Origin of the sequence: Xanthomonas rydalmerensis, from assembly GCF_033170385.1 — a bacterium.
In the GTDB taxonomy this organism is placed as follows: domain Bacteria; phylum Pseudomonadota; class Gammaproteobacteria; order Xanthomonadales; family Xanthomonadaceae; genus Xanthomonas_A; species Xanthomonas_A rydalmerensis.
Genome location: NZ_CP126170.1, coordinates 1142361 through 1166867 on the forward strand (window position 1 = coordinate 1142361; position 24507 = coordinate 1166867).

Here is a 24507-nt window from a genome sequence, read left to right on the forward strand (position 1 = left end):
TGAAGCGAAGCCGCTGCGTTCGCTGCGACGTTCGACAACGGGTTCACTGGCGGTGGCGCCATCCTCCATGCACCACGCGCGCCTCGGCTTGCGCCGCTGCGCCGCAATGGCCGGCGTGCGCAGGCCGGGTCACCCCTCCCAGGCCGGCAGCTTCTTCTTCACCGCCACGTTCTTCAGCGCCACGTACTTGGGCAGGCCATCGCTGCCGTACGGCAGCGGCGCTTCGCCGCGGATCAGCGGCTGCAGGTAGCGGCGCGCCTTCTCGGTGATGCCGAAGCCGTCCTTGCGCAGGAAACCGGCGGGCATCTTCTTCTCGTGGTTGGCGACCTTGGCCAGCGGCGCGGCCTCGATCTTCCAGCGGTACGGCGCGTCGCTGCTGCGCACGATCGCCGGCATCACCGCGTTCATGCCCTTCAGCGCGAACTGCACCGCGGCCTTGCCGACCGCCTGCGCCTGCTCCCAGTCGGTACGCGAGGCGATGTGGCGGGCCGAACGTTGCAGGTAGTCGGGCAGGGTCCAGTGCACCTTGTAGCCGAGTTCGGCCTTGACCTTGCCGGCCAGGTACGCGGCCACGCCACCGAGCTGGCTGTGGCCGAACGCGTCGGTGCCGCCGCCGGCATCGGCAACGAAGCGCCCGTCGGCGGTCTGGATGCCTTCGCTGGCCACCACCACGCACCAGCCGACCTTGTCCACCACCTTGCGCACCTGCGCCAGGAAGGCGGCTTCGTCGTAGGCGCGTTCGGGGAACAGGATGATCTGCGGCGCGTCGTCCGGCGATTGCGCGGCCAGTCCGGCGGCGGCGGCCAGCCAGCCGGCATGGCGGCCCATGGCTTCGTAGACAAATACCTTGGTCGAGGTCTCGGCCATTGCCGCCACGTCCAGCGCCGCCTCGCGCACCGATACCGCGGTGTACTTGGCGGCCGAGCCGAAGCCCGGGCAGGTGTCGGTGACCGCCAGGTCGTTGTCGATGGTCTTGGGCACGCCGATGCAGTGCAGCGGATAACCGAACGCCTGCGCCAGCTGCGAGACCTTCCACGCGGTGTCGGCCGAATCGTTGCCGCCGTTGTAGAGGAAGTAGCGCACGTCGTGCGCCTGCAGTACCTGCAGCAGGCGCTCGTACTTGGCGCGGTCGGCCTCCAGCGACTTGAGCTTGTAGCGGCACGAGCCGAACGCGCCGCCGGGGGTGTGGGCCAGCGCGGCGATCGCCGCCGCCGATTCCTTGGAGGTGTCGATCAGGTCCTCGCGCAGCGCGCCGAGGATGCCGTTGCGCGCGGCCAGCACCTTGACCTTGCGCGCCCGCGCTTCGCCGATGACGGCGGCGGCGCTGGCGTTGATGACGGCGGTGACGCCGCCGGACTGGGCGTACAGCAGGGTGCCTTGGGCCATGGTCGGGACTCGCTCCTGGGGTGGGGACATTGCCGGGACATTGCCTGGATGCGGTAAGCTGGGGATCTTGCGGCGCAGCGCAGGCGTGGCCCCCGAGTCTAACGCCGCCGGCCGCGCACGGTACTTTCCTCGAGGAGTCAGGTTGATGCGATTGGTGCTGTTGGGACCGCCCGGATCGGGCAAGGGCACGCAGGCGGCCCGCCTGAAGGACAAGCTGCAGATTCCACACATCTCCACCGGCGATCTGCTGCGCGCCGAAGTCGCCGCCGGCACTCCGCTGGGCGTGCAGGCCAAGGAAGTGATGGCGCGCGGCGATCTGGTCTCCGACGACATCCTGCTGGGCATGCTCGAATCGCGCCTCGGCCGCGACGACGTGCGCAACGGTTTCATCCTCGACGGCTACCCGCGCAACCTGGCCCAGGCCGGCGCGCTGGACGAACTTTTGGCCAAGCTCGGCCAGCCGCTGGACGCGGTGGTGCAACTGGACGTGGCCAACGAGCTGCTGGTCGAGCGCATCGCCGGCCGTGCCAAGGCCGAAGGCCGCGAAGACGACAATCCCGAGTCGGTGCGCAAGCGCCTGCAGGTCTACACCGATTCGACCGCACCGGTGATCGGCTTCTACGACAAGCGCGGCACGCTGGCGCGGGTGGATGGCGTCGGCTCGCAGGACGACGTGCTCGCCCGCATCCTGGCGGCGATCGGCCGCTGAGGCCACCTGGCACGGCCGGCGCCCGCAGCGGGCGCCGGCCGTGCAGACAGCGCAGGGCATTGCCCGATTCACTGACATCAGACGCACGCCTTGCGCAGCAAAGCGACAGGCACGGCGCGCAATATCCACGCCACACACGGGGCGGGATCCGGAAGAAGGTGCCAGCGAACGGGCTTGCTCAGGGCCCCACGACATGAGCTCCCTTGGGGATGGTCTCTTGGGGAGTAGAACCACAGGGTGTCGAGGCTGGCCCGTTCATTTTCGGTGTCCGCTCCCGACTTGCCTATCGGGAACTTTCCCCAGCCGATGTGGGGGATTTCCTACTTGACTGCGCAGCGGCGAGCCAACTCCGCGCCGCCCAATGCAGCGCCTCCCACGGCCAGGGGCCGGCTGCGCCGCCGGTTTGCGTGCGTCGGGGGATCGGCGACAATCGGACCATGAGCAAGATCCATATTCTCGGCATCGCCGGTACGTTCATGGGCGGTGTCGCCGCGCTGGCGCGCGAACTCGGCCATACGGTCGAGGGCAGCGACCAGGCGATCTACCCGCCGATGTCCACGCAGCTGGAACACCTGGGCATCGCGCTGAAGCAAGGCTACCTGCCCGAGCACATCGCCGCGGACTGCGACCAGGTGATCGTCGGCAACGCGCTGTCGCGCGGCAATGCCGCGGTGGAGGCGGTGCTCGATGCCGGGCGCGCCTACACCTCCGGCGCGCAGTGGCTGAGCGAGCAGGTGCTGCCGGGGCGCGACACCCTGGCGGTGGCCGGCACCCACGGCAAGACCACCACCACCAGCATCCTGACCTGGCTGCTGCAGGCGGCCGGGCGCGAACCGGGCTTCCTGATCGGCGGCGTGGCCGAGGACTTCGGCGTCTCCGCGCGGCTGGGGCAGAGGGCTGCCGAACCCTCATCCGGCGCTTCGCGCCACCTTCTCCCGGGGGGAGAAGGACATCAGGAGCCGGCCCTGACGGACCGGCCGCTGTTTGTGGTCGAGGCCGACGAGTACGACACCGCGTTCTTCGACAAGCGCAGCAAGTTCGTGCACTACCGGCCGCTGGTGGCGATCCTCAACAACCTCGAGTACGACCACGCCGACATCTTCCCCGACGTCGCCGCGATCCAGCGCCAGTTCCACCATCTGGTGCGGACCGTGCCGCGCCGCGGCCGGCTGATCGTCAACGGCGAGGATGCGCACCTGCGCGAGGTGCTGGCGATGGGCTGCTGGACCCCGGTCGAGCGCTTCGGCTTCGATCCGGCCTTCGAGTGGAGCGCGCGCCTGATCGCCGCCGATGGCAGCCGCTTCGCGGTCCTGCAGCAGGGCCGCGAGTTGGGCGAGGTGGAATGGCCGCTGCTCGGCCGCCACAACGTGATGAACGCGCTGGCTGCCCTCGCCGCGGCGCACGCGGTAGGCGTGGCGCCGGCGCAGGTGATGCCGGCGCTGGCGCGCTTCCGCAGCGTCAAGCGGCGCCTGGAGGTGCTCGGCCAGGCGCAGGGCATCACCGTGTACGACGACTTCGCCCATCATCCCACCGCCATCCGCACCACGCTCGAAGGCCTGCGCGCCAAGGTCGGCGCGGCGCGCATCGTGGTGGCGATGGAGCCGCGCAGCAATTCGATGCGGCTGGGCGCGCATGCCCAGGCGCTGGCGCCATCGCTGGACGCCGCCGACGCGGTGGTGTTCCTGCAGCGGCCGGAGCTGGCCTGGGATGCCGGCAAGGTGATCGCCGCGGTGCGCGGCGACGCCTGTGCGGCGGCCGACGTGGACGCCTTGCTGGCGGCGCTGCAGGCGCAGGCGCGCGCCGGCGACCATGTGGTGTTCATGTCCAACGGCGGTTTCGACGGCGCACCGCGGCGCTTCCTGGCGGCGCTGCAATGAGTCTCGCCGCGCACGGCGGAGCCGGCGCATGAGCGCGCAGCGGACCACGCTGCCGCTGTTCCCGCTGCACGCGGTGCTGCTGCCCGGCGCGTCGATCAAGCTGCGGGTGTTCGAGCGCCGTTATCTGGACCTGGTCCGCGAATGCGGGCGCACCGACAGCGGCTTCGGCGTCTGCCTGATCCTGGACGGCAGCGAGACCGGCGCCCCGGCGGTGCCGGCGGCGTTCGGCACCGAGGCGCGCATCGTCGATTTCGACGTCGGCGCCGATGGCGTGCTGGTGCTGAGCCTGCGCGGCGCGCGGCGCTTCCACGTGCTGCGCAGCCGGGTCCGCGACAACGGCCTCGTCGTCGGCGACGTGGAATGGCGCGAGGCCGATGGCGACGACGAACTGCGTCCGCAGCACGCGCTGTTGGCGACCGTGCTCGACAGCATCCTCGACCAGGCCGCCGCGGTGTACCCGCTGGCCGGTCCGCGGCAACTCGACCAGGCCGCCTGGGTCGGCTGGCGCATGGCCGAACTGCTGCCGCTGGACGAACGCCAACGCCTGTCGCTGCTGCAGGAAGACGACCCGCACGCGCGGCTGGATCAGTTGCTGGCCTGGATTCCCTGAGCGAGGCGGCGAGGGCGGCATCGCCGTCCTGGTCTGCGCGTAGAGCACGGCGGCGGCATCGGCGTAGCCATCAGCCACGATTGCCACGCGCTGCCCTCGATCGGCTACACCCAGGCGTCCCACGCACTCTTCGCATTCGGCGTTCAGCGCGCCGCTAGCAGGCGCAGGCGACGCTTGGCGGCGATCGGCGGCCGCGCTCGGCTGCCGGCAACGGCATCCCGCCACGGCGGCCTGACGTCCTATCCACGCATGATCGAGGACTTCGTATGAGGCGTTCCTTCTTGCTGTTGTTGCTGTCCGCCGGCGGCTGTCTGAGCTTGCCGGCCATCGCCGTCGAGCCGGCCTCCAATCCCACCGCCAGCCAGCCCGACTGTCCGCGCGGCTCCATCGCCCTGGTCACCGGCAATGCCGATCAGGTGTCGCCGAAGACCTGCCTGACGCCATCGATGAAGCCGTTCGCCCTGCAGCGCGGGCAACTGTTCGCGGTCACGCTCTCCGAGAACGGGTCGACCGGCAGCGCCTGGGCCTTGCGCAGCCTGCCCGCGTCGCTGGCGCTGCTCGACATCGAGCATGCACCCGGCACGGCCTGTGCAACGGGCCGCATGGGCTGCCCCAGCAATGTCACCTACACCTTCAAGGCCATCGATCACGGCAGCGGCACCATCGATCTCATCTACTCGCGGCATTGGGAGGATCGTGCCACCGACTCGCGTTCGATCCGGGTCGAGGTGAAGTAGCCGCCATCGTCGCTCGTCGGCGTCCGCAGGGCAGCGCTGCACCGGCGCGGCGCCGACCGGTTCGAGGCTGAGGCGTACCGCTGCCGGTCAGTGCGACGGCGGCGCCTCGCCATCGCTGCGCACCAGCAGCACGGGGATCTCGCTGCGACGATGCATGTCCCTGCGCGTGGGCACCGCGTGCAGCGCTTCGGTCACCGCGGTGAGCGCGGGATCGGCGCCGCGCAGCGGCCGCCACAACCCGATCAGGTTGAAGTGGCGTTCGTAGCGCAGGCTCTGCGCGCTGCCCAGCCACAGCGGCACGTTGCCCGGCTGCAGGCGGGCCGGCGCCGGCCACAGGCGCAGCGCGTACAGCTCGTCCGGATTCGGGCCGGGGCGCAGCATCAGCAGCGATTCCACCCGCGTGTCCAGCGTCGCCGGCAGCACCGGCACCTGCGCGGGCGTGGCCTTGTAGTCGAGCAACTGCAGCGCCTGCTGCCAGCCGGCCTGCGGCTGCACGCGCCAGCCGGCCGCTTCGAGCTGGCGCTGCAGCGGCGCCAGCGGCCCGGCCACCTGGATGTCCAGCGGCCAGCGCTGGTCGTCGTCGAACTCGTTACGCCGCGACGGCAGCATCCGCCAGTCGTGCTGCCACCAGGCCGCGTCCGCCAGCTGCGTCACCTGCGGCGGCGGCGGTTCGAACTTGGCCAGCTTGCGTTCCAGCTGGCGCGGCGCGTACCACAGCGCGGCGATCGCGAAGCCACCGTAGAACAGCCAGGCCAGCGGCTTCATCCAGAACCCGCGGTTGAAGCGGCGGCGGTAGGCGATGCCCAGCACCAGCAGCCAGAAGATGCCGAACAGCATGCCGCCGACCACGTCGCTGAGCCAGTGCGCGCCCAAGTACAGGCGGGCGAAGCCGATCAGGGTCACCACCGCGCCCGACAGCAGGTACGGCCACACCCGCGAGCGCCCCGGCAGCTCGCGCGCGATCAGCACCGCGAAGAAGCCGAAGCTGATGGTGGCCATGGTCACCGCCACCGAAGGGAAGCCGAAGCCGCTGCTGGCCGCCGGCGGGCGTACCACGTGCACGGTGGCGCCGAGCAGCTTGGTCAGGGCCAGGCCGAACGCCAGCGCCGCCAGCCAGTGCGCCGCGGCCATCCAGCGCCGGCGCCAGGCCAGGTAGAGCAGGCCCAGCGCGGTCGGCGGCACCAGCACCTGCCAGTTGCCGAGCGAGGCCAGGGCGGTCATCGGGTAGTCGGCCAGCGGGTTGCGCAGGGCCAGCATCAGGTCGTGCACCGCCAGGTCCAGGCGCAGCGGCTCGCCGTGCGCCACCACCACCATCAGCAGCGCGAACCAGCCCCAGCCCAGCGCCAGCAGCATCACCGCCAGCATCGCCAGCGGCACCGATTCGCGGCGCTGCGGGTCGAACACCGCGATCGAATAGCGGCCCAGCACCGGATGCCGGCGCGACCAGTCCAGCGCCCGCGCCAGCAGCGCGTCCATGTGCCCGGCCGACCAGCGGTAGCCGTACAGCACGATCGCCCACACCAGGCCCAGCGCCAGCGCCAGCAGGCCCAGCACCAGGAACAGGCGCCCGGCGACCGCGGCCACTGCGTCGTAGGCTTGGCCCAGCAGCCAGCCCGGTCCAAGGAACAGCAGCGACCAGGTCACCGCGGCCACGCTGCTGGGCAGCAGATAGCGCCGCAGCGGCATCTTCATCATGCCCGCCACCGCCGGCACGAACGGACGGATGGCGCCGACGTAGCGCGCCACCAGGATGCTCTTGAAGGCATTGCGGCGGAACATCGCCTCGCCGCGGTCGAGCAGCTGCGGGTAGCGCCGGAACGGCCAGTAGGTGCGCAACCGGTCGCCCCAGCGGTAACCGACCCAGTAACTGAGCGCATCGCCGATCAGCGCGCCGAGCGCGGCGCTGACCACCGCATACGGGCCGGAGATCTGGCCCAGGCCGATCAGCACGCCGATCGCGAACAGCAGCGGCAGCGCCGGCACCAGGGTGCCGAGGATGATGACCGCATCGCAGAACGCAATGGCGAAGATGACCGCGCCGGCCAGGATGGGGTGTGCTGCGATCCACTCCAGCGTGGCATCGGTCCATGAGGCATTCATCGGGCGATTATAGAGGGCAGGCGATGACGGTCTGTCCACGCCGCGGCAACGCCCGCCGCGGCGGCCCGCACCGTTCGGATCCTCCAGGTCCCACCGCGCTGCGGCAGCCCGTCGCAAGGCGAGGGCGACGCCGCACGGCCGTCGCGACGGCTCATGCCAACGGCGGCAGCAGGTTCAGCAACAGCACCATCCCCAGCCCCACCAGCGCCACGATGGATTGCACCACCGAGATCGTCTTGGTCGCCTCGCCCATGCTCATGCCGAAGGATTCCTTCACCAGCCAGAAGCCGGCATGGTTGGCGTAGTTGAAGAACAGCGAGCCGCAGCCGATGGACAGCGCCAGCAACGGCAGATTGAGCGTGGGTTCGGCGCTGCCGAGCGGCGCCAGCAATCCCGCGGCGCCCACCACGCCGACCGTCGCCGAGCCGGTGGACACCGACAGCAGCATCGAGATCAGCCAGCCCAGCAGCAGCGGCGACAACGCCAATTGCTGGCTCATGTGCACGATCGCATCGCCCACATGGGCATCGGTGAGCACCTGCTGAAAGGCGCCGCCGCCGGCGATGATCAGCAGCACGCCGGCGACGGGCTTGACGCTGTCGCCCAGGGTCTTGCGCAGCGCGGCCGGCGCACCCGGCCGCAACGCGACCTGCGCGAACAGCACGCCCAGCAGCATCGCGACGATGGGGTGGCCGACGAAGGCCGTGGCATGCAGTACTGCCGAATCCTTGCGCAACAGCATCTCGGCCACGGCGTGGCACAGCATCAGCAGGGCCGGCGCCAGCGCCGCCAGCACGCCCAGGCCGAAGGCCGGCGGCGTGCGTTGTGCGGATGCGTCACCGTCCTCGGCGTCGGCCGACGCGTACTGTGCCAGCAGCGCCGCGTCCGGCTCGGCCTGGATATGTCGCGCGATGTAGCGGCCGTACAGCGGTCCGGCCAGGACGATGGCCGGAATGGCCGCGATGAAGCCGTAGAGCATGGTGGCGCCCACGCTGGTCCCCAGCGTGGCGATGGCGGTGAGCGGGCCAGGATGCGGCGGCACCATGCCGTGCATGGCGGCGAGGGCGGCGATGACCGGGACGCCCACGTAGGCATAGGCCGAGCCGCTGACCTGGCGCTGCGCTTGCAGCTTGCGGGCCACGCCGAAGATCAGCGGCAGCAGGATCACCAGGCCGACCTCGAAGAACATGGGAATGCCGACGATGAAGGCGACACCCGCCATGGCCCAGGGCAGCGCGCGTGGCGAGGCGCGGCGCAGGATCGCGTTGGCCAGCGTGTCGGTCACGCCCGCCTGCGCCAACAGCTTGCCGAGCATCGCGCCCAGTGCCACCACCAGGCCCACCGCCCCCAGCGTCTTGCCCGCCCCGGTGGCGACGGCGTGCAGCAGCGCGTCCATCGGCATGCCGACGACCAGGCCGGTGGCCAGCGACACCAGCAGCAGCGCCAGCAGCGGATGCAGCTTGGGGCGCGCCACGATCAGCAGGACCAGGGCGATGACGCTGAAGAGTGCGGTGAACAGCAGGAACAGGTCGTTGGAGCTCATGGGGGAGATGCCGCGTGGATCGCTCGCAAGCTTAGCGTGCTCTCTCACCCGGCTGGGTCGATGACCCATGACGATGGCCTGGCAGGGCACCGGTCCGCCGCGCAAACGGCAGCGCACGCTCTACACTGGCCGGATGCCCGCCGCCGCTCCCCGCACCGTCCAGATCCTCAAGGCCGACAGCTTCGGTCGCATCCTGCTGCTGGGCGAGGGCGAGGCGCGTTTCGTGCGCCGCGATCTCACCGCCTCGCCGTGGTGGCTGCGGCTGCCGGCGTGGTGGCTGGCGCGGCGCGAGGCGCTCGCCTTGCGGCACTTGGACGGCATGGCCGCGACGCCGCAACTGCGCGGCTGGGACGGCACCTTTCTGGATCGCAGCTACCTGGACGGCGCGGCGATGTACCAGCGCCCGCCGCGCGGCGACCTAGCCTATTTCCGCGCCGCGCGGCGCCTGCTGCAGCAGGTGCACCGGCGCGGCGTGGCGCACAACGATTTGGCCAAGGAAGCGAACTGGCTGGTACTGGCGGACGGCAGCCCGGCGCTGATCGATTTCCAGCTTGCCGTGCGCGGTGCGCCGCGCTCGCGCTGGATGCGCCTGCTGGCGCGCGAGGATCTGCGCCACCTGCTCAAGCACAAGCGCATGTACTGCGCGCACGCGCTCACCCCGATCGAGCGGCGCTTGCTCAAGCGCCATTCCTGGGTGCGCGAACTGTGGTTCGCCAGCGGCAAGCCGGTGTACCGCTTCGTGACCCGGCGCCTGCTCAAGTGGGAAGACAACGAGGGGCAGGGGCCGAAGCCCTGAAGCGCCGGGATTCGGGATTGGGGATTGGGGATTGGCAAGAGCGGATGGCTGCCGTCTGAGGCTGTCATGGCGCAGACGGCAAAGGCGCTAAGCTTTGGCGAATCCCCATTCCCGAATCCCCAATCCCGTGACCTTACAAGGCAAAACCCTCCTAATCACCGGTGCCTCGCGCGGCATCGGGCTGGCGATCGCGCTGCGTGCGGCGCGCGATGGTGCCAACGTGGCGATCGCGGCGAAGTCGGCGGTGCCCAATCCCAAGCTGCCCGGCACCATCCACAGCGCAGCGGCGGAGGTGGAGGCGGCCGGCGGGCGCGCGCTGGCGCTGAAGTGCGATATCCGCGAAGAGGAACAGGTACGCGCGGCGGTGGCAGCGACGGTGGAGGCCTTCGGCGGCATCGACATCCTGGTCAACAACGCCAGCGCGATCTGGCTGCGCGGGGCGCTGGACACGCCGATGAAGCGCTTCGACCTGATGCAGCAGGTCAACGCGCGCGGCAGTTTCTTGTGCGCGCAGGCCTGCCTGCCGCATCTGCTGCGCAGCGCCAACCCGCACATCCTGACCCTGGCGCCGCCGCCGTCGCTCGATCCCAAGTGGTGGGCGCCGCATACCGGCTACACCCTGGCCAAGATGGGCATGAGCTTCGTCACCCTGGGCCTGGCCGGCGAGTTCGGTCCGCAGGGCGTGGCGGTGAATGCGCTGTGGCCGCGCACGCTGATCGCCACCGAGGCGCTGAACATGATCCCCGGCGTCGAGGCCGGCAATGGCCGCCGTCCGGAGATCATGGCCGACGCCGCGCACGCGGTGCTGACCCGGCCGGCCGCCGGCTTCCATGGCCAGTTCCTGATCGACGACGCGGTGCTGGCGGAGGCCGGCGTGCACGATCTGTCCGGTTATGCGCTGGATCCGGCGCAGCCATTGCTGCCGGACCTGTTCCTGGACTAAGGCCCGGCGTGGTCGGCTGACCGGACGCGATGCGGCTGCGCGCTTCGGGCAAGGACGACATGGATCGAACGATCGCGGCGCGCCGCGAAAACGCTCTGTTCCACCTAATCGCCGTTGGCGCCGCAATGACGGCGTGCGGCGCGGCTATGCTGCCGGGGTCTTCACGCCACCGCCGCCTATGCCCGCTCCTGTCGCCGTCGCCTTGCCGCGTCTTCCCGAGTCCCGTCACGCCGTCCATGCCGATCTCAGCGACAACGAGCGGCACATGCTCGATCGCCTGCGCCTGGCCGGCACCGCCACCCGTGCCGATCTCAGCCGCAGCACCGGGCTGACCGTGCAGTCGGCGGTGCGCCTGGTCGACGCGCTGGCCGAGCGCGGCCTGGTCGCGATCGGCGCCTCGCTGGCGCATGCGGGCCGCGGCAAGCCGGGCGCGGGCATCGCGCTCAATCCCGGCTACGGCCACACCGTCGGCTATGCGATCGCGACCGACGCGCTGTCGCTGGCGCTGCTGGATTTCAGCGGACAGATCCGCGCCACCGCCGAGCATGCGCTGCGTTCGACCGAGCCGGCCGCGCTGCTGGCGCAACTGCGCGAGGCCGATGCCGCGCTGACGGCCTCTGCCGGTGCCGGGCTCGGTCCGCGCCTGGGTGCGGGCGTGGCGATGACCGGCTTCTTCGTCGAGGACGGCGTGCACATGAACCCGCCCGAGCCGCTGCGTGCGCTGGGCGAGCTGTCGATCGGCGACTGGCTGGCCGAGGCGCTGGGGCTGCCGGTGTGGGTGGACAACGACGGCACGGTGGCGGCGGCGGGCGAGAGCCTGCTCGGCATCGGCCGCCAGTACCGCGATTTCGCCTATCTGCACTTCAACTACGGCCTGGGCGGCGGCGTGGTGATCGACGGCGCCTGCCTGCGCGGCGCGCACGGCAACGCCGGCGAGTTCGCCGGCATGCTGCCGCAGCAGGGGCTGGAGCGCGGCACGCTGGAGCTGTTGCGGCAATTGCTGGCCGAGGACGGCATCGCGCTGCCCGACATCCGCGCGCTGCTGGCGGCCTACGATCCGGCGTGGCCGGCGATCGAGCGCTGGATCGCACGGGTCGCGCCGGGCCTGTCGCTGATCGTGTCGGCGATCGTGGCGATCTTCGATCCGCAGGCGGTGGTGTTCGGCGGGCGCATGCCGCGCGAACTGGCGACGCGGCTGATTCCGCACGTGCGCATCGACAACCAGCCGCGGCGCGGCCAGGCGCGGCCGTTGCCGCTGCTGCTGCCGGCCGCCGCCACCGCCGATGCCAGCGCGGTGGGCGCGGCGGCGCTGCCGTTGAAGGCCTGCTATTTCCGCTGAACCGGTCGCCATGCCTGCACGCCGCCGGCGCTACCCTATGCGCCCTTTCCGCGCGCCATCGCGGCACGGTGCGCGCCTGATCCCCACCACGGAGCTGTCACGATGAAATATCTGCACGCCATGATCCGCGTCCACGACCTGGAGAAGACCAGCAAGTTCTTCACCGAAGGCCTGGGCCTGCACGAAACCCGCCGTATCGAGAACGAAGCCGGCAAGTTCACCTTGGTGTACTTCGGCGCCCCGCAGAACCCGGAGGCCGAGGTCGAACTGACCTACAACTGGGGCTCGGACGAGGACTACGGCAGCGCCCGCAACTTCGGCCACCTGGCCTTCGAGGTCGACGACATCTACGCCCTGTGCGCGCACCTGCAGTCGCTCGGCGTGACCATCAACCGTCCGCCGCGCGATGGGCGCATGGCCTTCGTGCGCAGCCCCGACCTGATCTCGATCGAATTGCTGCAGAAGGGCGAAGCGCTGGCGCCGGCCGAGCCGTGGGCGTCGATGCCGAATACCGGCGTCTGGTAATGGCTCAGGGCGCGGTATCGGGCAACGCCTGACCGCAGCCCCGGCAATAGCCGGCGTTGCGGTCGTGGCCTTGCAGGCCGCAGTGCGCGCAGGTGCGCTGATCCGGCGCGCGGCTGCGGTCGACATCGCGCAGGCTGTTGGCCAGTTCGGCGGTGTAGATCCCGGTGGGCACGGCGATGATGCTGTAGCCGATCAGGATCAGCACCGAGGTGATGGCGCGGCCCAGCGGCGTGAGCGGGGCGATGTCGCCGAAGCCGACCGTGGCCATCGTCACCACCGCCCAGTACATCGCGGTGGGGATGCTGGTGAATCCGTTCGCTGGGCCTTCGACCACGTACATCAATGCGCCGAAGATCACCACCAGGGTGATCACCGTGAACAGGAACACGAACACCTTGCGCCGGCTGCGCCACAACGCGTCGACCAGTAGGCTGCTTTCCTCGACATAGCGGGTCAGCTTGAGGATGCGGAACAGCCGCAGCACCCGCAGCACGCGCACCACCAGCAGCGTCTGCGCGCCAGGCAGCAGAAACGAGATGTAGGTGGGCAAGGTCGACAACAGGTCGATCACGCCCCAGAAGCTCAGCGCGTAGCGCAGCGGCCGCTTCACCGTGGCCAGGCGCAACGCGTACTCGGCGGTGAACAGCGCGGTGAAGCCCCACTCCAGCACGTACAGGGTGTCCGCGTGGCGGGCGTGCAGCGCCGGCACGCTGTCGGCCAGGATCACCGCGACGCTGGCCAGGATCGCCGCGACCAGCAACAGGTCGAAGTTGCGCGACGCCCGGGTGTCGTGCCGATAGATGATGTCGAACCAACGGCGCCGCCAGCCGTGCTCGGTCGCCGGGGCGAGTTGGGAATCGAGGAAAAAGCGCATGCGCCCATGCTACCCGAGCCGCATTGCAGCCGCGGACGCGCACGCCGCGGCAGGCGGCGTCCTGATCGGATGCGACGCGGTTGCTGGAGAATCCCTTGTGGGAGGGGCTTCAGCCCCGACGCCGTAGCGCTGAAGCGTCGCGACTGAAGTCCCTCCCACATGTCGAGCAACGGCGTGGTGGGGTTGCTGCGGCACGCGCGCGGGCGGCGGCGGTGTGGCACGGCAGCCGGCTGCCCCGTCGGTCCAGACGGCGGCCGGCAGTCGCCGGCCGTGCGCTGCCGACGGTCTTATAATCGACTGCTCTCCCGCAGGATGTTCCCCCGATGACCGCTTCCTCCGCCGCGGACCTGATCGCCCTCGGTCAACGCTATGCCCTGCCGATCTACCGTCCGCGCCAGCTGGTGCTGGAGCGCGGCCAGGGCGCGTGGGTGTGGGACAGCGAGGGACGCGACTACATCGACCTGTCCGCCGGCATCGCCGTGTGCGGGCTCGGCCACAACGATCCGGATCTGCATGCGGCGCTGCTCGAACAGGCCGGCAAGCTGTGGCACACCAGCAACGTGTTCTACAGCGAGCCGCCGCTGCGCCTGGTCGAAGAACTGGTGCTGGCCTCGCGCTTCGCGCAGAGGGCGTTCCTGTGCAACTCTGGCAGCGAGGCCAACGAGGCGGCGATCAAGCTGGTGCGCAAGTGGGCCACCGCGCAGGGCCGTCCGCCGCAGCAGCGGGTGATCGTCACCTTCCGCGGCAGCTTCCATGGCCGCACCCTGGCCGCGGTGACCGCCACCGCGCAGCCCAAGTACCAGGAAGGCTACGAGCCGCTGCCCGGCGGTTTCCGCTACGTCGACTTCAACGACATCGTGCAGCTGGAAACGGCGATGGCCGGCGGCGACGTGGCCGCGGTGATGCTGGAGCCGGTGCAGGGCGAGGGCGGTGTGATGCCGGCGGCGCCGGGCTTCCTGGCGCAGGTGCGGGCGCTGTGCGATCACCACGGCGCGCTGCTGGTGCTGGACGAGATCCAGTGCGGCATGGGCCGCACCGGCACCCTGTTCGCGCACTGGCAGGATCAGGTGACGCCGGACATCGTGACCCTGGCCAAGGCGCTGGGTGGCGGTTTCCCGATCGGCGCGCTGCTGGCCGGGCCCAAGGTCGCCGAGACCATGCAGTTCGGCGCGCACGGCACCACCTTCGGCGGCAACCCGCTGGCCGCGGCGGTGGCGCGGGTGGCGCTGCGCAAGCTGGCTTCGACGGCGATCGCCGCCAACGTGTCGCGGCAGTCGGCAGCGCTGCGCAAGGGCCTGGCGGCGCTCAACGACGAATTCGCGCTGTTCTCGCAGGTTCGCGGACGCGGCCTGATGCTCGGTGCGGTGCTGGCGCCGGCGCACGCCGGGCAGGCCGGGACGATCCTCGATCACGCCGCGGCGCACGGCCTGCTGACCCTGCAGGCCGGCCCGGACGTGCTGCGCTTCGTGCCGTCTTTGAACCTCACCGATGCCGAACTCAGCGAAGGCCTGACGCGGTTGCGCAGCGCGCTGCGCGCCTACCTCGCCGCACGCTGAAACCGCTTCACCCCAGCCCGTGCCGCGCCAGCGCGCGGCGCAGGGCACGCGTGCCGCTGGCGGTTTCCGCGGCCATGCCGATCGCGCGGGCGCCGCGCACGTTGACGAACAGGTCGTCGATGAACAGCGCCTGCCGCGGGGCGACGCCGAAGTGCGCCAGCGCCTGTCGGTACACCGCGGCATCCGGCTTGCGCCCGCCCAGGCTGCCGCTGCACAGCACGCGCCCGTGCAGCAGCGGGAACAGCGCCGGCACGATCTGTGGCATCGCCTGCGCCATCAGCGCGCCGTTGTTGGTCAGCACGCCGATGACCACGCGTTCGGCCAGCGCCAGCACCTGCGCGACCACGCCGGCATCGGCGCGGCTGGCCGCCACGCGCGCGGCGATCCAGGCGTCCACGTCCACGGCAGCGCCCAGGCCTTCGCTCAGCCGCTGCAGGTAGGCCGCAGTGTCCAGTTCGCCGCCGTCGTAGGCGGTCTCCAGCCCGGAACCGAACAGGACCTCGCGCACCTGCGCGGCCTCGCAGCGACAGTGCGCGGCCAGCGCGGCGATGCGTGCGGCACGCGTGTAGTTCGCCAGCACGCCATCGAAATCGAGCAGCAGCAGCGCCGGCTGCGCGCGGATCATGGCGGACATGAGTGGGCCTGCGAAAGTGGTGGCAAGCGCCATGGGCGCGGCGCGTCATCTGCGCAGATCGAGCTGCGTCTCGCGGTCATCGCCGCGCGCCGTGGTGCGTGCCGATGATGCAATGCGCCATCGCTTGTCGTTGACAAGCCATCGCGGGCCGGCGGACAGTCGGGGCACGCCGCCGCGCGCGCGACCTGCCGCGGCGCAATGTCGTTTTTCTTGCCGAGGAATCCACTTTGAACACCAAGTTTCCGTCCCTGCTGCTCGTCCTTGCCGGCCTCGCGTTCGCACCTGCCGCCTGGGCCAAGACCTGCGCGGTGACCATCACCGGCACCGACCAGATGTCCTTCGACCAGACCCAGATCAAGGTCGCGGCCGATTGCACCGAGGTGGCGGTGACGCTCAAGCACAGCGGCAAGCTCGCCGCCGCGGTGATGGGCCACAACTGGGTGCTGACCAAGACTCCGGATTTCCAGGCGGTGGCCAATGCCGGCACCAGTTCCAGCCTGGCCGACAACTACCTGCCCAAGAACGATCCGCGGATCATCGCCCACACCAAGGTGATCGGCGCGGGGCAGTCTGACACGGTCAAGTTCTCCACCGCCAAGCTGAGCAAGGGCGGCGACTACACCTTCTTCTGCTCGTTCCCTGGGCACTGGGCGATGATGAAGGGCAAGTTCGTGTTCGGCTGATCCAGCGCAGCGGCGCTGCGCCGGCCATCGGCGTAGCGCGTTGTCGTTGTGCAATAGCCGCTGCGCCGGCATTTCAGCCGGCGGCGACCACCGCGAACGCCTCGCGCGCCGCGGCCAGGGTGGCCTCCAGCACGTCCTGGTCGTGCGCACTGGAGACGAAGCCGGCCTCATAGGCCGATGGCGCCAGGAACACGCCGCGCTCCAGCATCGCGTGGAAGAAACGGTTGAACGCGGCGGTGTCGCAGGCGGTGGCCTGCGCATAGGTCTCGACTTTCTCGGTAGTGAAGAACAGCCCGAACATGGCCCCGACCTGGTTGGTGGTGACCGCCACGCCGGCCGCCGCCGCGGCGGCTTCCAGGCCGGCGCACAGCTGCGCGGTGGCCGCGTCCAGGCGCTGGTGGAAGCCCGGCGCCTGGATCAGCTCCAGCATCGCCAGCCCCGCGGCCATCGCCACCGGATTGCCGCTGAGCGTGCCGGCCTGGTAGATCGGCCCGGACGGCGCCACCTGCCGCATCAGCTCGGCGCGCCCGCCATAGGCGCCCACCGGCATGCCGCCACCGATGATCTTGCCGAAGGTGGTCAGGTCCGGCGTCACCCCGTAGTGCGCCTGCGCACCGCCCAGGGCGACGCGGAAACCGGTCATCACCTCGTCGAAGATCAGCAGTGCGCCGTGCTGCGTGCACAGGTCGCGCAGGTGCTGCAGATAGCCCGGACGCGGCGGAATGCAATTGGCGTTGCCGACGACGGGCTCGATGATGACCGCAGCGATCTCCTGGCCGATCCGTTCGAACAGTTCGCTGGCGCCCTCGGCATCGTTGTAGGCCAGGGTGGCGGTGAGTTCGCTCAGGCCCGCCGGCACGCCCGGCGAGGTCGGCACGCCCAGGGTCAGCATGCCGCTGCCGGCCTTGACCAGGAACGAGTCGCCGTGGCCGTGGTAGCAGCCTTCGAATTTGACGATGCGGTTGCGCCCGGTGGCGCCGCGCGCCAGCCGCACCGCGGACAGCGTGGCCTCAGTGCCGGAGTTGACCATGCGCACCATCTCGCAGGACGGCACCAGCCGGGTGATGGTCTGCGCCATCGTCACCTCGGCCGGGCACGGCGCGCCGAACGACAGCCCATCGCCGATCGCGCGCTGCACCGCTTCGCGCACCGCCGGATGGTTGTGCCCGGCGATCATCGGCCCCCACGAGCCCACGTAGTCGATGTAGCGGTTGCCGTCGACGTCGTACAGGTACGGGCCATCGGCGCGCTGCACGAAGAACGGCTCGCCGCCCACCGACTTGAAGGCGCGCACCGGCGAATTGACGCCGCCGGGAATCAGCGACTGCGCTTGGGTGAACAGGGCGTGCGAGCGGGAATGGTTCATGAGCGGGAATCCTTGGCGATGCTGGCCCGGCCGATCGGCCGGGCGCGGAGCGAGGCGGCCTATTGTCGCGGCTGCCGCCGGCATGCGCCATGTTGCCGACCCGTCGCGGCCGGTGCTGCGCGACGTTTGGGTGCAGGAGGCTGCGCCCGGACCCTCATCCGCCCCTGCGGGGCACCTTCTCCCGGTGGGAGAAGGGAGAAGCCAAAGCCCCTCTCCCGTCGGGAGAGGGGTTGGGGTGAGCGTCCGGCGCGCAGCGGCTCGCGATGTTTGAGTGCACGAGGCTGCGCCCAGACCCTCATCCGCCCCTTCGGGGCACCTTCTCCCGGTGGGAGAAGGGAGAAGCCAAAGCCCCTCTCCCACCGGGAGAGGGGTTGGGGTGAGGGTCCGGCGCGCAGCGGCTCGCGATGTTGGGTGCAGGAGGCTGCGCCCGTACCCTCATCCGCCCCTGCGGGGCACCTTCTCCCGGTGGGAGAAGGGAGAAGCCAAAGCTCCTCTCCCGTCGGGAGAGGGGTTGGGGTGAGGGTCCGGCGCGCAGCGACTTGCGACGTTTGGGTGCACGAGGCTGCGCCCGGACCCTCATCCGCCCCTGCGGGGCACCTTCTCCCGGTGGGAGAAGGGAGAAGCCAAAGCCCCTCTCCCGTCGGGAGAGGGGTTGGGGTGAGGGTCCGGCGCGCAGCGGCTCGCGATGTTTGGGGGCATGAGGCTGCGCCCGGACCCTCATCCGCCCCTGCGGGGCACCTTCTCCCGGTGGGAGAAGGGAGAAGCCAAAGCCCCTCTCCCGCCCGGAGAGGGGTTGGGGTGAGGGTTCGGCGCGAAGCGGCTCGCGATGTTTGGGTGTACGAGGCTGCGCCCGGACCCTCATCCGCCCCTGCGGGGCACCTTCTCCCGGTGGGAGAAGGGAGAAGCCAAAGCCCCTCTCCCACCGGGAGAGGGGTTGGGGTGAGGGTCCGGCGCGCAGCGACTCGCGATGTTTGGGTGCACGAGGCTGCGCCTGTACCCTCATCCGCCCCTGTAGGGCACCTTCTCCCGGTGGGAGAAGGGAGAAGCCAAAGCCCCTCTCCCGCCGGGAGAGGGGTTGGGGTGAGGGTCCGGCGCGCAGCGGCTCGCGATGTTTGGGTGCACGAGGCTGCGCCCGGCCCCTCATCCGCCTCTGCGGGGCACCTTCCCCCGAAAAGGGGGCCATGGTCCCGGTGGGAGAAGGAAAGGCGCTGCCACCTCAGTCGAAACAAGCGCGGTACGCGGCCAGCGCCGCGCGCGGGTCGGGCGCATCGAATACGCCGCTGATCACCGCCAGCAGGTCGGCGCCGGCCGCCACCAGCGGGCGTGCGTTGTCGGGTGTGAGGCCGCCGATCGCCACGCGCGGCAGGCCCAGTGCCGCCGCTTCGCGCAGCAGGTCAGGCGTGGCGCGGCGCGTGGTGACCTTGCTGCGGGTGGGGAAGAACGCGCCGAAGGCGACATAGCTGGCGCCGGCCGCCGCAGCGCTGCGGGCCAGGGCCAGGTCGTCGTAACAGGACGCACCGATCAACGCCTGCGGTCCCAACGCGGCGCGCGCAGCGGCCAGGTCGCCGTCGTCCTCGCCCAGGTGCACGCCGGCCGCACCCACCGCCTGCGCCAGCGCGACGTCGTCGTTGACGATCAGCGGCACCCCTGCCTGCGTGCACAGCGCCTGCAGCGCTGCCGCCTGATCCCGCCGCTGCGCCGCGTCGGCGCGCTTGTTGCGGTACTGCAGCCAGGTCACGCCCTGGTCCAGCAGTGGCGTCACCCGCGCAAGCAGGCGCGCGCCATCGGCCTCGTCGGGGGTGATCAGGTACACGCCGCGCGGCGCCGGGGATGCGTTCATGGCCAAGCCTTCCGATGCGTCGGCGGCGATGGGACAATGCCGTTCCGTCCGACTGTGACCTGCGATTATCCAATGAGCGACGCCACCGCCACCACCTATCGCACCTGGATGTGCGTCGTCTGCGGGTTCATCTACAACGAGGCCGACGGCCTGCCCGAAGAAGGCATCGCTCCTGGCACCCGCTGGGAAGACGTGCCCGACACCTGGACCTGCCCGGATTGCGGCGTGACCAAGGACGATTTCGAAATGGTGGAGATGGATTGAGCGCTGGGAATGGGAGTCGGGATTGGGGAGTCGCAAGAGCGGCTGCGGCGTGACCTGACGCGTCGCTGAGCGACGCTGCTTTCTCTTGAGGGCTTCCAGGCTGAAGATGCTCAGGACGACTTGCACATAGCGGATGGCCGCTCTTGCGAATCCCCAATCCCGACTCCCGACTCCCGACTCCCGAATCCCCGCCGTCAATGCATCCGCTGCGCGCGGGCGCTCAGCTCCACCAGGCGTTCGCGGATCGGCAGCGCGTCGGAGGCCTCGGGGTTCAGTTGCAGGTAGCGGCCCAGGTCGCGGCGCGCGCCGGGCACGTAGTCCATCTGCAGGTAGGCCATGCCGCGGTCGCGCAGGGCTTCGGGTTGGTCCGGCATCAGCTTGAGCACGCGGTCGGCGCTGCGTGCGGCGCGGTCCCACTCGTCGCGTTCGGCATACAGGCCATGCAGGTTGCGCAGGACCCGGGCGAGGATCGCGCGGTGCGGCGCCGGGTCCAGGATCTGCAGCAGTGCACGGTCGTCCGGGCTTTCGCCGCCCATGTGCGGCCGCGCGCGCTCGCGCAACTCCTCCACCGCCAGCGGACGACCGCCGTTGAACGGGTCCATCACCAGCAGCCCGTCGTCCACCGGCAAGCGCACCAGGAAATGCCCGGGGAAGGACACGCCGTCGAGCGGGATGTCCAGGCGCCGCGCCACTTCCATCTGCACCAGCGCCAGCGAGATCGGGTTGCCCAGGCGCCGCTCGAACACCTGGTTCATGTAGCTGTTGCGCGGGTCGTAATACTCGTCGTGGTTGCCGCTATAGCCGAGTTCTTCGAACAGGTGGCGATTGATCGCCGCCATCTTCAGCGGCCACTGCTCGATCATCGCCACCTCGTGCCGCAGGTGGTCGGCGTGGCTCTGCGCCAGGGTGTCGTAATGGGCGGCATCCAGCTCCGGATACTCGTCGCGGGCGATCAGCAGTGCGGTCGCCAGTAGCGGCAGGGCATCGTCGTCCAGAGCGGCCAGGGTATTCCAGCTCGGCAATGTCAATCGGGCGGCCATGGCCCAAGACTGGCGGCAAAGCCGGGCCCGATCAAGTCCGGCGGTTCCCGACAGCGGTGTCGGGTTCAGCGCCGTGGTGGCGGGATCTTTTCCCGACCCGGGCCGACGCGTCGGGCGATCAGCGGCCCTGCGGAATCCCGGGGCCGAAGCGCAGTTCGGTACCGTCCTGCAGCTTCAACTGCTCGGCCTGGCCGGCGTTGAGTTCGAGCACGTAGCGCGCCGGCGCGTTGCTGGGGTAGGGCGGGCAGGCGTCGCCGGCCGAGCACGGCGGCACGTCGCGCTGCTGCGCCACCAGCTTGCGCTGGTTGTCGAAGTACAGGATGTCCAGCGGGATCTTGGTGTTCTTCATCCAGTACGCCTGCGGTTCCTCGCGGTCGTGGATGAACAGCATGCCGTGGTCGGCGTCCATCTGATCGCGGAACATCAGCCCGCGCGCGCGGGTCGCATCGTTCTGCGCCAGTTCCACGTCGTAGCGGTGTCCGCCCAGTTCCACCCAATGGTCGCCGCCGGCACTGGCGCAGCCGCTGAGGGCGAGCAGGAGAAGGACGCAGCAAGCGCGAATGAGGGACATGGCAGGGCCGGGGCGAGGAGGACAGCGCGCACCTTGTTGCATGGTGCGCGACGAGTCAAGAGAGCGGGGATTGGGGAGTCGGGATTGGGGATTCGCAAAGGCAGGGATCCCGGCTTTTACGAATCCCCAATCCCGACTCCCCAATCCCGCGCGCGTCCTACAGGACGCGCGGAGGCTCGCCGCCGACGATCACCACGTCGGCCGGGCGGCGCGCGAACAGGCCGACGCAGACCACGCCCGGGATCTGGTTCAGTTCGCGCTCCAGCGCCACCGGGTCGGTGATCGAAAGGTGGTGCACGTCCAGCACCACGTTGCCGTTGTCGGTGATCACGCCGTCGCGCCACACCGGCTGGCCGCCGGTGCGCGCCAGGATCTCGCGGGCGACCAGGCTGCGCGCCATCGGGATCACCTCGATCGGCAGCGGGAACGCGCCCAGGGTCTGCACCTGCTTGCTGGGGTCGACGATGCAGATGAAGCGCTCGCTGGCCTCGGCGATGATCTTCTCGCGGGTCAGCGCCGCGCCGCCGCCCTTGATCAGGCACTTGTTCGGATCGCACTCGTCGGCGCCGTCCACGTACAGCGACAGGTTGCCGGTGTGGTTCAGCTCCAGCACTTCGATGCCGTGCTGGCGCAGGCGCGCGGTACTTTGCTCGGAACTGGACACCGCACCCTTGATGCGGTGGCCGATGCGGCCCAGCGCGTCGATGAAATAGGCGACGGTGGAGCCGGTGCCGACGCCGACGATCATCCCGTCCTGGACGTAGTCGATGGCTTTCTCGGCGGCAAGGCGTTTGGCTTCTGACATTTGGAGAGCTCGGGAGTGGGGATTCGGGATTGGAGATTCGTGAAAAGCGGGTCGGCGGATGGGGACTGGGCGAATTCCGATTCCCCAATCCCGAATCCCGGCTACTCGAGCGACAGCAGCAGCTTCCACTGCGCGGCGCTGACCGGGAACACCGACAGGCGATTGCCGCGGGCGACCAGCGGGAAGCCCTCGCCCAGCGCGTCGGCGTGCTGCTTGATCTCGTCCAGCGCGATGGTGCGCGCCAGCTTGCGCTCGAACGCCACGTCCACCAGGTACCAGCGCGGCTGTTCCGGGGTGGCCTTGGGGTCGTGGTAGTCGGAGGACGGGTCGAACTGGGTGGCGTCGGGATAGGCCTGGCTGGCCACGCGCGCCACGCCGACGATGCCCGGCACCTTGCAGTTGGAGTGATAGAACAGGATGCCGTCGCCGACCTTCATGCCGTCGCGCATGAAGTTGCGCGCCTGGTAGTTGCGCACGCCGTTCCAGGGTTCGGTGCCGACCCGCTGCAGGTCGTCGATCGAGAAGGGGTCCGGTTCGGACTTCATCAGCCAATAGCGGGTGCGTGCGGTCATGCGGGGGAATCGTGCGCGGTCGACAGGGTGAGGGATTCGGTGCAGACCGCGTCCAGCGCCACGTCCCAGGCCGCGAGCGGCAAGGCCGCGACCTGCTGTGCGTCGAAGGCGGCCCCGACCAGCCAGGGCGGCGGCGCCTGCCGCTGGCGGAAAGCGAAGCTGCGATCATACCAGCCGCCCCCCATGCCCAGGCGCCCGCCGGCGGCATCGAAGCCCACCAGCGGCGCCACCACCAGCGCCATCTGTGCCGGCGCCAGGGTCGCGGCCGGGTCGACGTCGGGTTCGGGAATGCCGTAGCGGTTGGCCCGCAGCGGCTGCCCGGGGCGCCACGGCGCGAAACGCAGGGTGTCGCCGCTGAGCATCGGCAGGCAGTACTGCACCGTGTCCGGCAACGACAGTTGCCAGCGATGCAGCGCGATCTCCCCGTCCATTGCCCAATAGCCGCCGACATGGCCGTGCTGCGGCGCGAACGGCAGGTCCAGCAAGCGCTGCGCCAGCGCGTCGGCGGCGGCCAGGCGTACGGGCGCCGAGAGCGCGCGGCGGCGGGCGCGCAGATCCTGGCGCAGGGAGTCGCGGTCGTCGGCAGTCATCGGGCAGGCGGAGCGAGGGAGGGCGCTATTGTCGGCGCCAGCGCGCACCCTGACCAGGGTGGGTCCTCCATCTCCGAGTACACCGCGCTGGATCTGCCAGGCCCAACCCGAAGCGCTGCGGTTGCGCGGGTCCACGGCCGCGTCATCGCGCGGGCGTGGACGGACGTCCACATCCTCGCGCTCCCTTGCCGCAGGCATACGCAATCGCGGTGCGGCGCGGCATGCCAGGAGGACAGGTCCTGGGCGCGGCCGCCGCTGCTGCGATCACGCGTAGAGCGCCACCGTCTGCCGGCCCCATAGCACCAGCCGCCCGGCCGTGTCCCAGATCTGCATGTCCTGTAGCGAGTAGCCGTCCTCGGCATGGCGGCTGGCCGAACGCAGCAGGAACCAGTCGCCGGCGCTGGCCGGCTGCGGGAAGTCCAGGCTCCAGGTCATCGAGCTGACCGGCGCCGGCTCGGTGAAGCAGGTCATCGCGGCGGGCGGCAGGCAGTCGCCCAGCGCGACCAGGGCCACGCTCGGGTCCACGCCGCCGGGGTCGCGATGGCGCGCCCAGACCAGCAATTCCGGGTCGGCCGCGGCGGACAGCGGCAGCGCGCCGCCGGCCAGGCGCATGTCGAAGTTGGCGACGAAGGCCGGGGTCGCCGTGCTGTCGGCGATCGGCGTCGCCTCGTCGGGGCCGACCACCGCCGGCCGCGCCGGCAGGAAGTCGTGGGCGATGCGGCTGGCGCGCGGCTGCGCGAACAGCAGCGCCGCGCGCAAGGCGACCTGCCCGTCGGCCAGGCAATCGACGCCCACCGAAGTGGCGGACTTGCCCTGGCGCAGCACCTGCGCATCGAAGCGCAGGGTGCCATCGGCCGGGCCGACGAACCCGATATGCGCCGACTTCAGCGGCGGCAACGCGGACGGCGCCGTGCGCAGCGCGGTCTGCAGCGCCAGCGCCGCGGACAGGCCGCCGAAGGCGGTACGGCCTTGCCGCCAGCTGGCGGGGACGTCGAATCCCGCGGCGGGGTCGAAGCTTTCGAGGATCTGGGCGAGCGTCGGCAATCCGGGATCTCCGTGGTGGGTGCACCAGTATCCCGGGTTTCGGCCGGCGCGAGAACGCGTGGCGCCTGCGCTGCGTCGGCGACGACGCGGGTGGACACGCACG

24 protein-coding genes are annotated in these 24507 nt (G+C 70.4%); 11 read left to right on the plus strand and 13 right to left on the minus strand.

Going from position 1 to position 24507, the window contains the following annotated elements:
• Positions 1-129 precede the first annotated feature (129 nt).
• Positions 130-1386, minus strand: a complete 1257-nt coding sequence (locus QN245_RS04760; RefSeq protein WP_160965318.1) for a 6-phosphofructokinase — start codon at positions 1384-1386, stop codon at positions 130-132.
• Between the two features lie 145 nt (positions 1387-1531).
• On the opposite strand from QN245_RS04760, the gene QN245_RS04765 reads away from it, so the two are divergent.
• The 4 genes from QN245_RS04765 to QN245_RS04780 all read left to right on the plus strand — a co-directional run bounded on the left by QN245_RS04765 (position 1532) and on the right by QN245_RS04780 (position 5319).
• Positions 1532-2095, plus strand: a complete 564-nt coding sequence (locus tag QN245_RS04765) for an adenylate kinase (protein ID WP_160965320.1) — start codon at positions 1532-1534, stop codon at positions 2093-2095.
• A 437-nt stretch (positions 2096-2532) separates the two neighbouring features.
• Complete coding sequence (mpl, locus tag QN245_RS04770) at positions 2533-3972, plus strand: UDP-N-acetylmuramate:L-alanyl-gamma-D-glutamyl-meso-diaminopimelate ligase (protein WP_317844690.1); 1440 nt, start codon at positions 2533-2535, stop codon at positions 3970-3972.
• A gap of 28 nt (positions 3973-4000) precedes the next feature.
• Positions 4001-4582 carry an LON peptidase substrate-binding domain-containing protein gene (locus QN245_RS04775; protein ID WP_048491782.1) on the plus strand — a complete coding sequence of 194 codons (582 nt, stop codon included), beginning with the start codon at positions 4001-4003 and terminating at the stop codon, positions 4580-4582.
• Positions 4583-4848: 266 nt separating this feature from the next.
• A complete protein-coding gene (locus tag QN245_RS04780) occupies positions 4849-5319 on the plus strand; it encodes a protease inhibitor I42 family protein (RefSeq protein WP_317844691.1) in 471 nt (156 codons plus the stop codon).
• A gap of 87 nt (positions 5320-5406) precedes the next feature.
• Here the strand turns inward: QN245_RS04780 and QN245_RS04785 are convergent, their stop codons facing one another.
• Entirely contained in the window at positions 5407-7419 is a 2013-nt protein-coding gene (locus QN245_RS04785) for a bifunctional DedA family/phosphatase PAP2 family protein (protein WP_317844692.1), read from the minus strand.
• Between the two features lie 151 nt (positions 7420-7570).
• On the minus strand, positions 7571-8962 hold the full coding sequence (locus tag QN245_RS04790) for a GntP family permease (RefSeq protein WP_317844693.1): 1392 nt from the start codon (positions 8960-8962) through the stop codon (positions 7571-7573).
• 133 nt (positions 8963-9095) lie between these two features.
• Between QN245_RS04790 and QN245_RS04795 the strand changes: the two genes are divergently transcribed.
• From QN245_RS04795 to QN245_RS04810, 4 genes are all read left to right on the plus strand, one after another.
• A complete protein-coding gene (locus tag QN245_RS04795; protein ID WP_160965326.1) occupies positions 9096-9758 on the plus strand; it encodes a serine/threonine-protein kinase in 663 nt (220 codons plus the stop codon).
• 127 nt (positions 9759-9885) lie between these two features.
• Positions 9886-10701: an SDR family oxidoreductase gene (locus QN245_RS04800; protein ID WP_317844694.1), complete on the plus strand. Its 816-nt coding sequence runs from the start codon at positions 9886-9888 to the stop codon at positions 10699-10701.
• A gap of 178 nt (positions 10702-10879) precedes the next feature.
• A complete protein-coding gene (locus tag QN245_RS04805; RefSeq protein WP_184645310.1) occupies positions 10880-12040 on the plus strand; it encodes an ROK family transcriptional regulator in 1161 nt (386 codons plus the stop codon).
• Positions 12041-12142: 102 nt separating this feature from the next.
• A complete protein-coding gene (locus QN245_RS04810) occupies positions 12143-12565 on the plus strand; it encodes a VOC family protein (RefSeq protein ID WP_160965328.1) in 423 nt (140 codons plus the stop codon).
• A 4-nt stretch (positions 12566-12569) separates the two neighbouring features.
• Here the strand turns inward: QN245_RS04810 and QN245_RS04815 are convergent, their stop codons facing one another.
• Positions 12570-13439: an ion transporter gene (locus QN245_RS04815; protein WP_184447088.1), complete on the minus strand. Its 870-nt coding sequence runs from the start codon at positions 13437-13439 to the stop codon at positions 12570-12572.
• A gap of 323 nt (positions 13440-13762) precedes the next feature.
• Here QN245_RS04815 and QN245_RS04820 point away from each other — a divergent pair, with 323 nt between their 5' ends.
• Positions 13763-14995 carry an acetylornithine transaminase gene (locus QN245_RS04820; protein WP_160965330.1) on the plus strand — a complete coding sequence of 411 codons (1233 nt, stop codon included), beginning with the start codon at positions 13763-13765 and terminating at the stop codon, positions 14993-14995.
• A gap of 7 nt (positions 14996-15002) precedes the next feature.
• Here the strand turns inward: QN245_RS04820 and QN245_RS04825 are convergent, their stop codons facing one another.
• The gene (locus QN245_RS04825) at positions 15003-15620 is read right to left on the minus strand and encodes an HAD-IA family hydrolase (protein WP_317845306.1); all 618 of its coding nucleotides are present in this window, start codon (positions 15618-15620) and stop codon (positions 15003-15005) included.
• Between the two features lie 341 nt (positions 15621-15961).
• Between QN245_RS04825 and azu the strand changes: the two genes are divergently transcribed.
• Positions 15962-16312 carry an azurin gene (azu, locus tag QN245_RS04830; RefSeq protein ID WP_237475249.1) on the plus strand — a complete coding sequence of 117 codons (351 nt, stop codon included), beginning with the start codon at positions 15962-15964 and terminating at the stop codon, positions 16310-16312.
• 73 nt (positions 16313-16385) lie between these two features.
• Here azu and hemL read toward each other — a convergent pair whose 3' ends face one another.
• Both hemL and thiE read right to left on the minus strand, forming a co-directional pair.
• Complete coding sequence (hemL, locus tag QN245_RS04835) at positions 16386-17678, minus strand: glutamate-1-semialdehyde 2,1-aminomutase (protein WP_317844695.1); 1293 nt, start codon at positions 17676-17678, stop codon at positions 16386-16388.
• Between the two features lie 1216 nt (positions 17679-18894).
• Complete coding sequence (gene thiE / locus QN245_RS04840; RefSeq protein WP_317844696.1) at positions 18895-19518, minus strand: thiamine phosphate synthase; 624 nt, start codon at positions 19516-19518, stop codon at positions 18895-18897.
• A gap of 72 nt (positions 19519-19590) precedes the next feature.
• On the opposite strand from thiE, the gene QN245_RS04845 reads away from it, so the two are divergent.
• Positions 19591-19782: a rubredoxin gene (locus QN245_RS04845; RefSeq protein WP_160965338.1), complete on the plus strand. Its 192-nt coding sequence runs from the start codon at positions 19591-19593 to the stop codon at positions 19780-19782.
• A 194-nt stretch (positions 19783-19976) separates the two neighbouring features.
• Here the strand turns inward: QN245_RS04845 and QN245_RS04850 are convergent, their stop codons facing one another.
• The 6 genes from QN245_RS04850 to QN245_RS04875 form a co-directional block, all read right to left on the minus strand.
• On the minus strand, positions 19977-20891 hold the full coding sequence (locus tag QN245_RS04850; protein WP_425612942.1) for a SirB1 family protein: 915 nt from the start codon (positions 20889-20891) through the stop codon (positions 19977-19979).
• Positions 20892-20940: 49 nt separating this feature from the next.
• On the minus strand, positions 20941-21393 hold the full coding sequence (locus QN245_RS04855; protein ID WP_317844697.1) for a DUF192 domain-containing protein: 453 nt from the start codon (positions 21391-21393) through the stop codon (positions 20941-20943).
• A gap of 157 nt (positions 21394-21550) precedes the next feature.
• The gene (gene rpiA, locus QN245_RS04860; RefSeq protein ID WP_048491766.1) at positions 21551-22198 is read right to left on the minus strand and encodes a ribose-5-phosphate isomerase RpiA; all 648 of its coding nucleotides are present in this window, start codon (positions 22196-22198) and stop codon (positions 21551-21553) included.
• Positions 22199-22299: 101 nt separating this feature from the next.
• The gene (locus tag QN245_RS04865) at positions 22300-22770 is read right to left on the minus strand and encodes an EVE domain-containing protein (RefSeq protein ID WP_317844698.1); all 471 of its coding nucleotides are present in this window, start codon (positions 22768-22770) and stop codon (positions 22300-22302) included.
• Complete coding sequence (locus QN245_RS04870; RefSeq protein ID WP_184447084.1) at positions 22767-23360, minus strand: 5-formyltetrahydrofolate cyclo-ligase; 594 nt, start codon at positions 23358-23360, stop codon at positions 22767-22769. The genes QN245_RS04865 and QN245_RS04870 overlap by 4 nt, the downstream gene beginning before the upstream one ends.
• 264 nt (positions 23361-23624) lie before the next feature.
• Positions 23625-24404, minus strand: coding sequence for an acyl-CoA thioesterase (locus QN245_RS04875; RefSeq protein WP_317844699.1), 780 nt, complete (start codon positions 24402-24404; stop codon positions 23625-23627).
• Between the last annotated feature and the right edge of the window lie 103 nt (positions 24405-24507).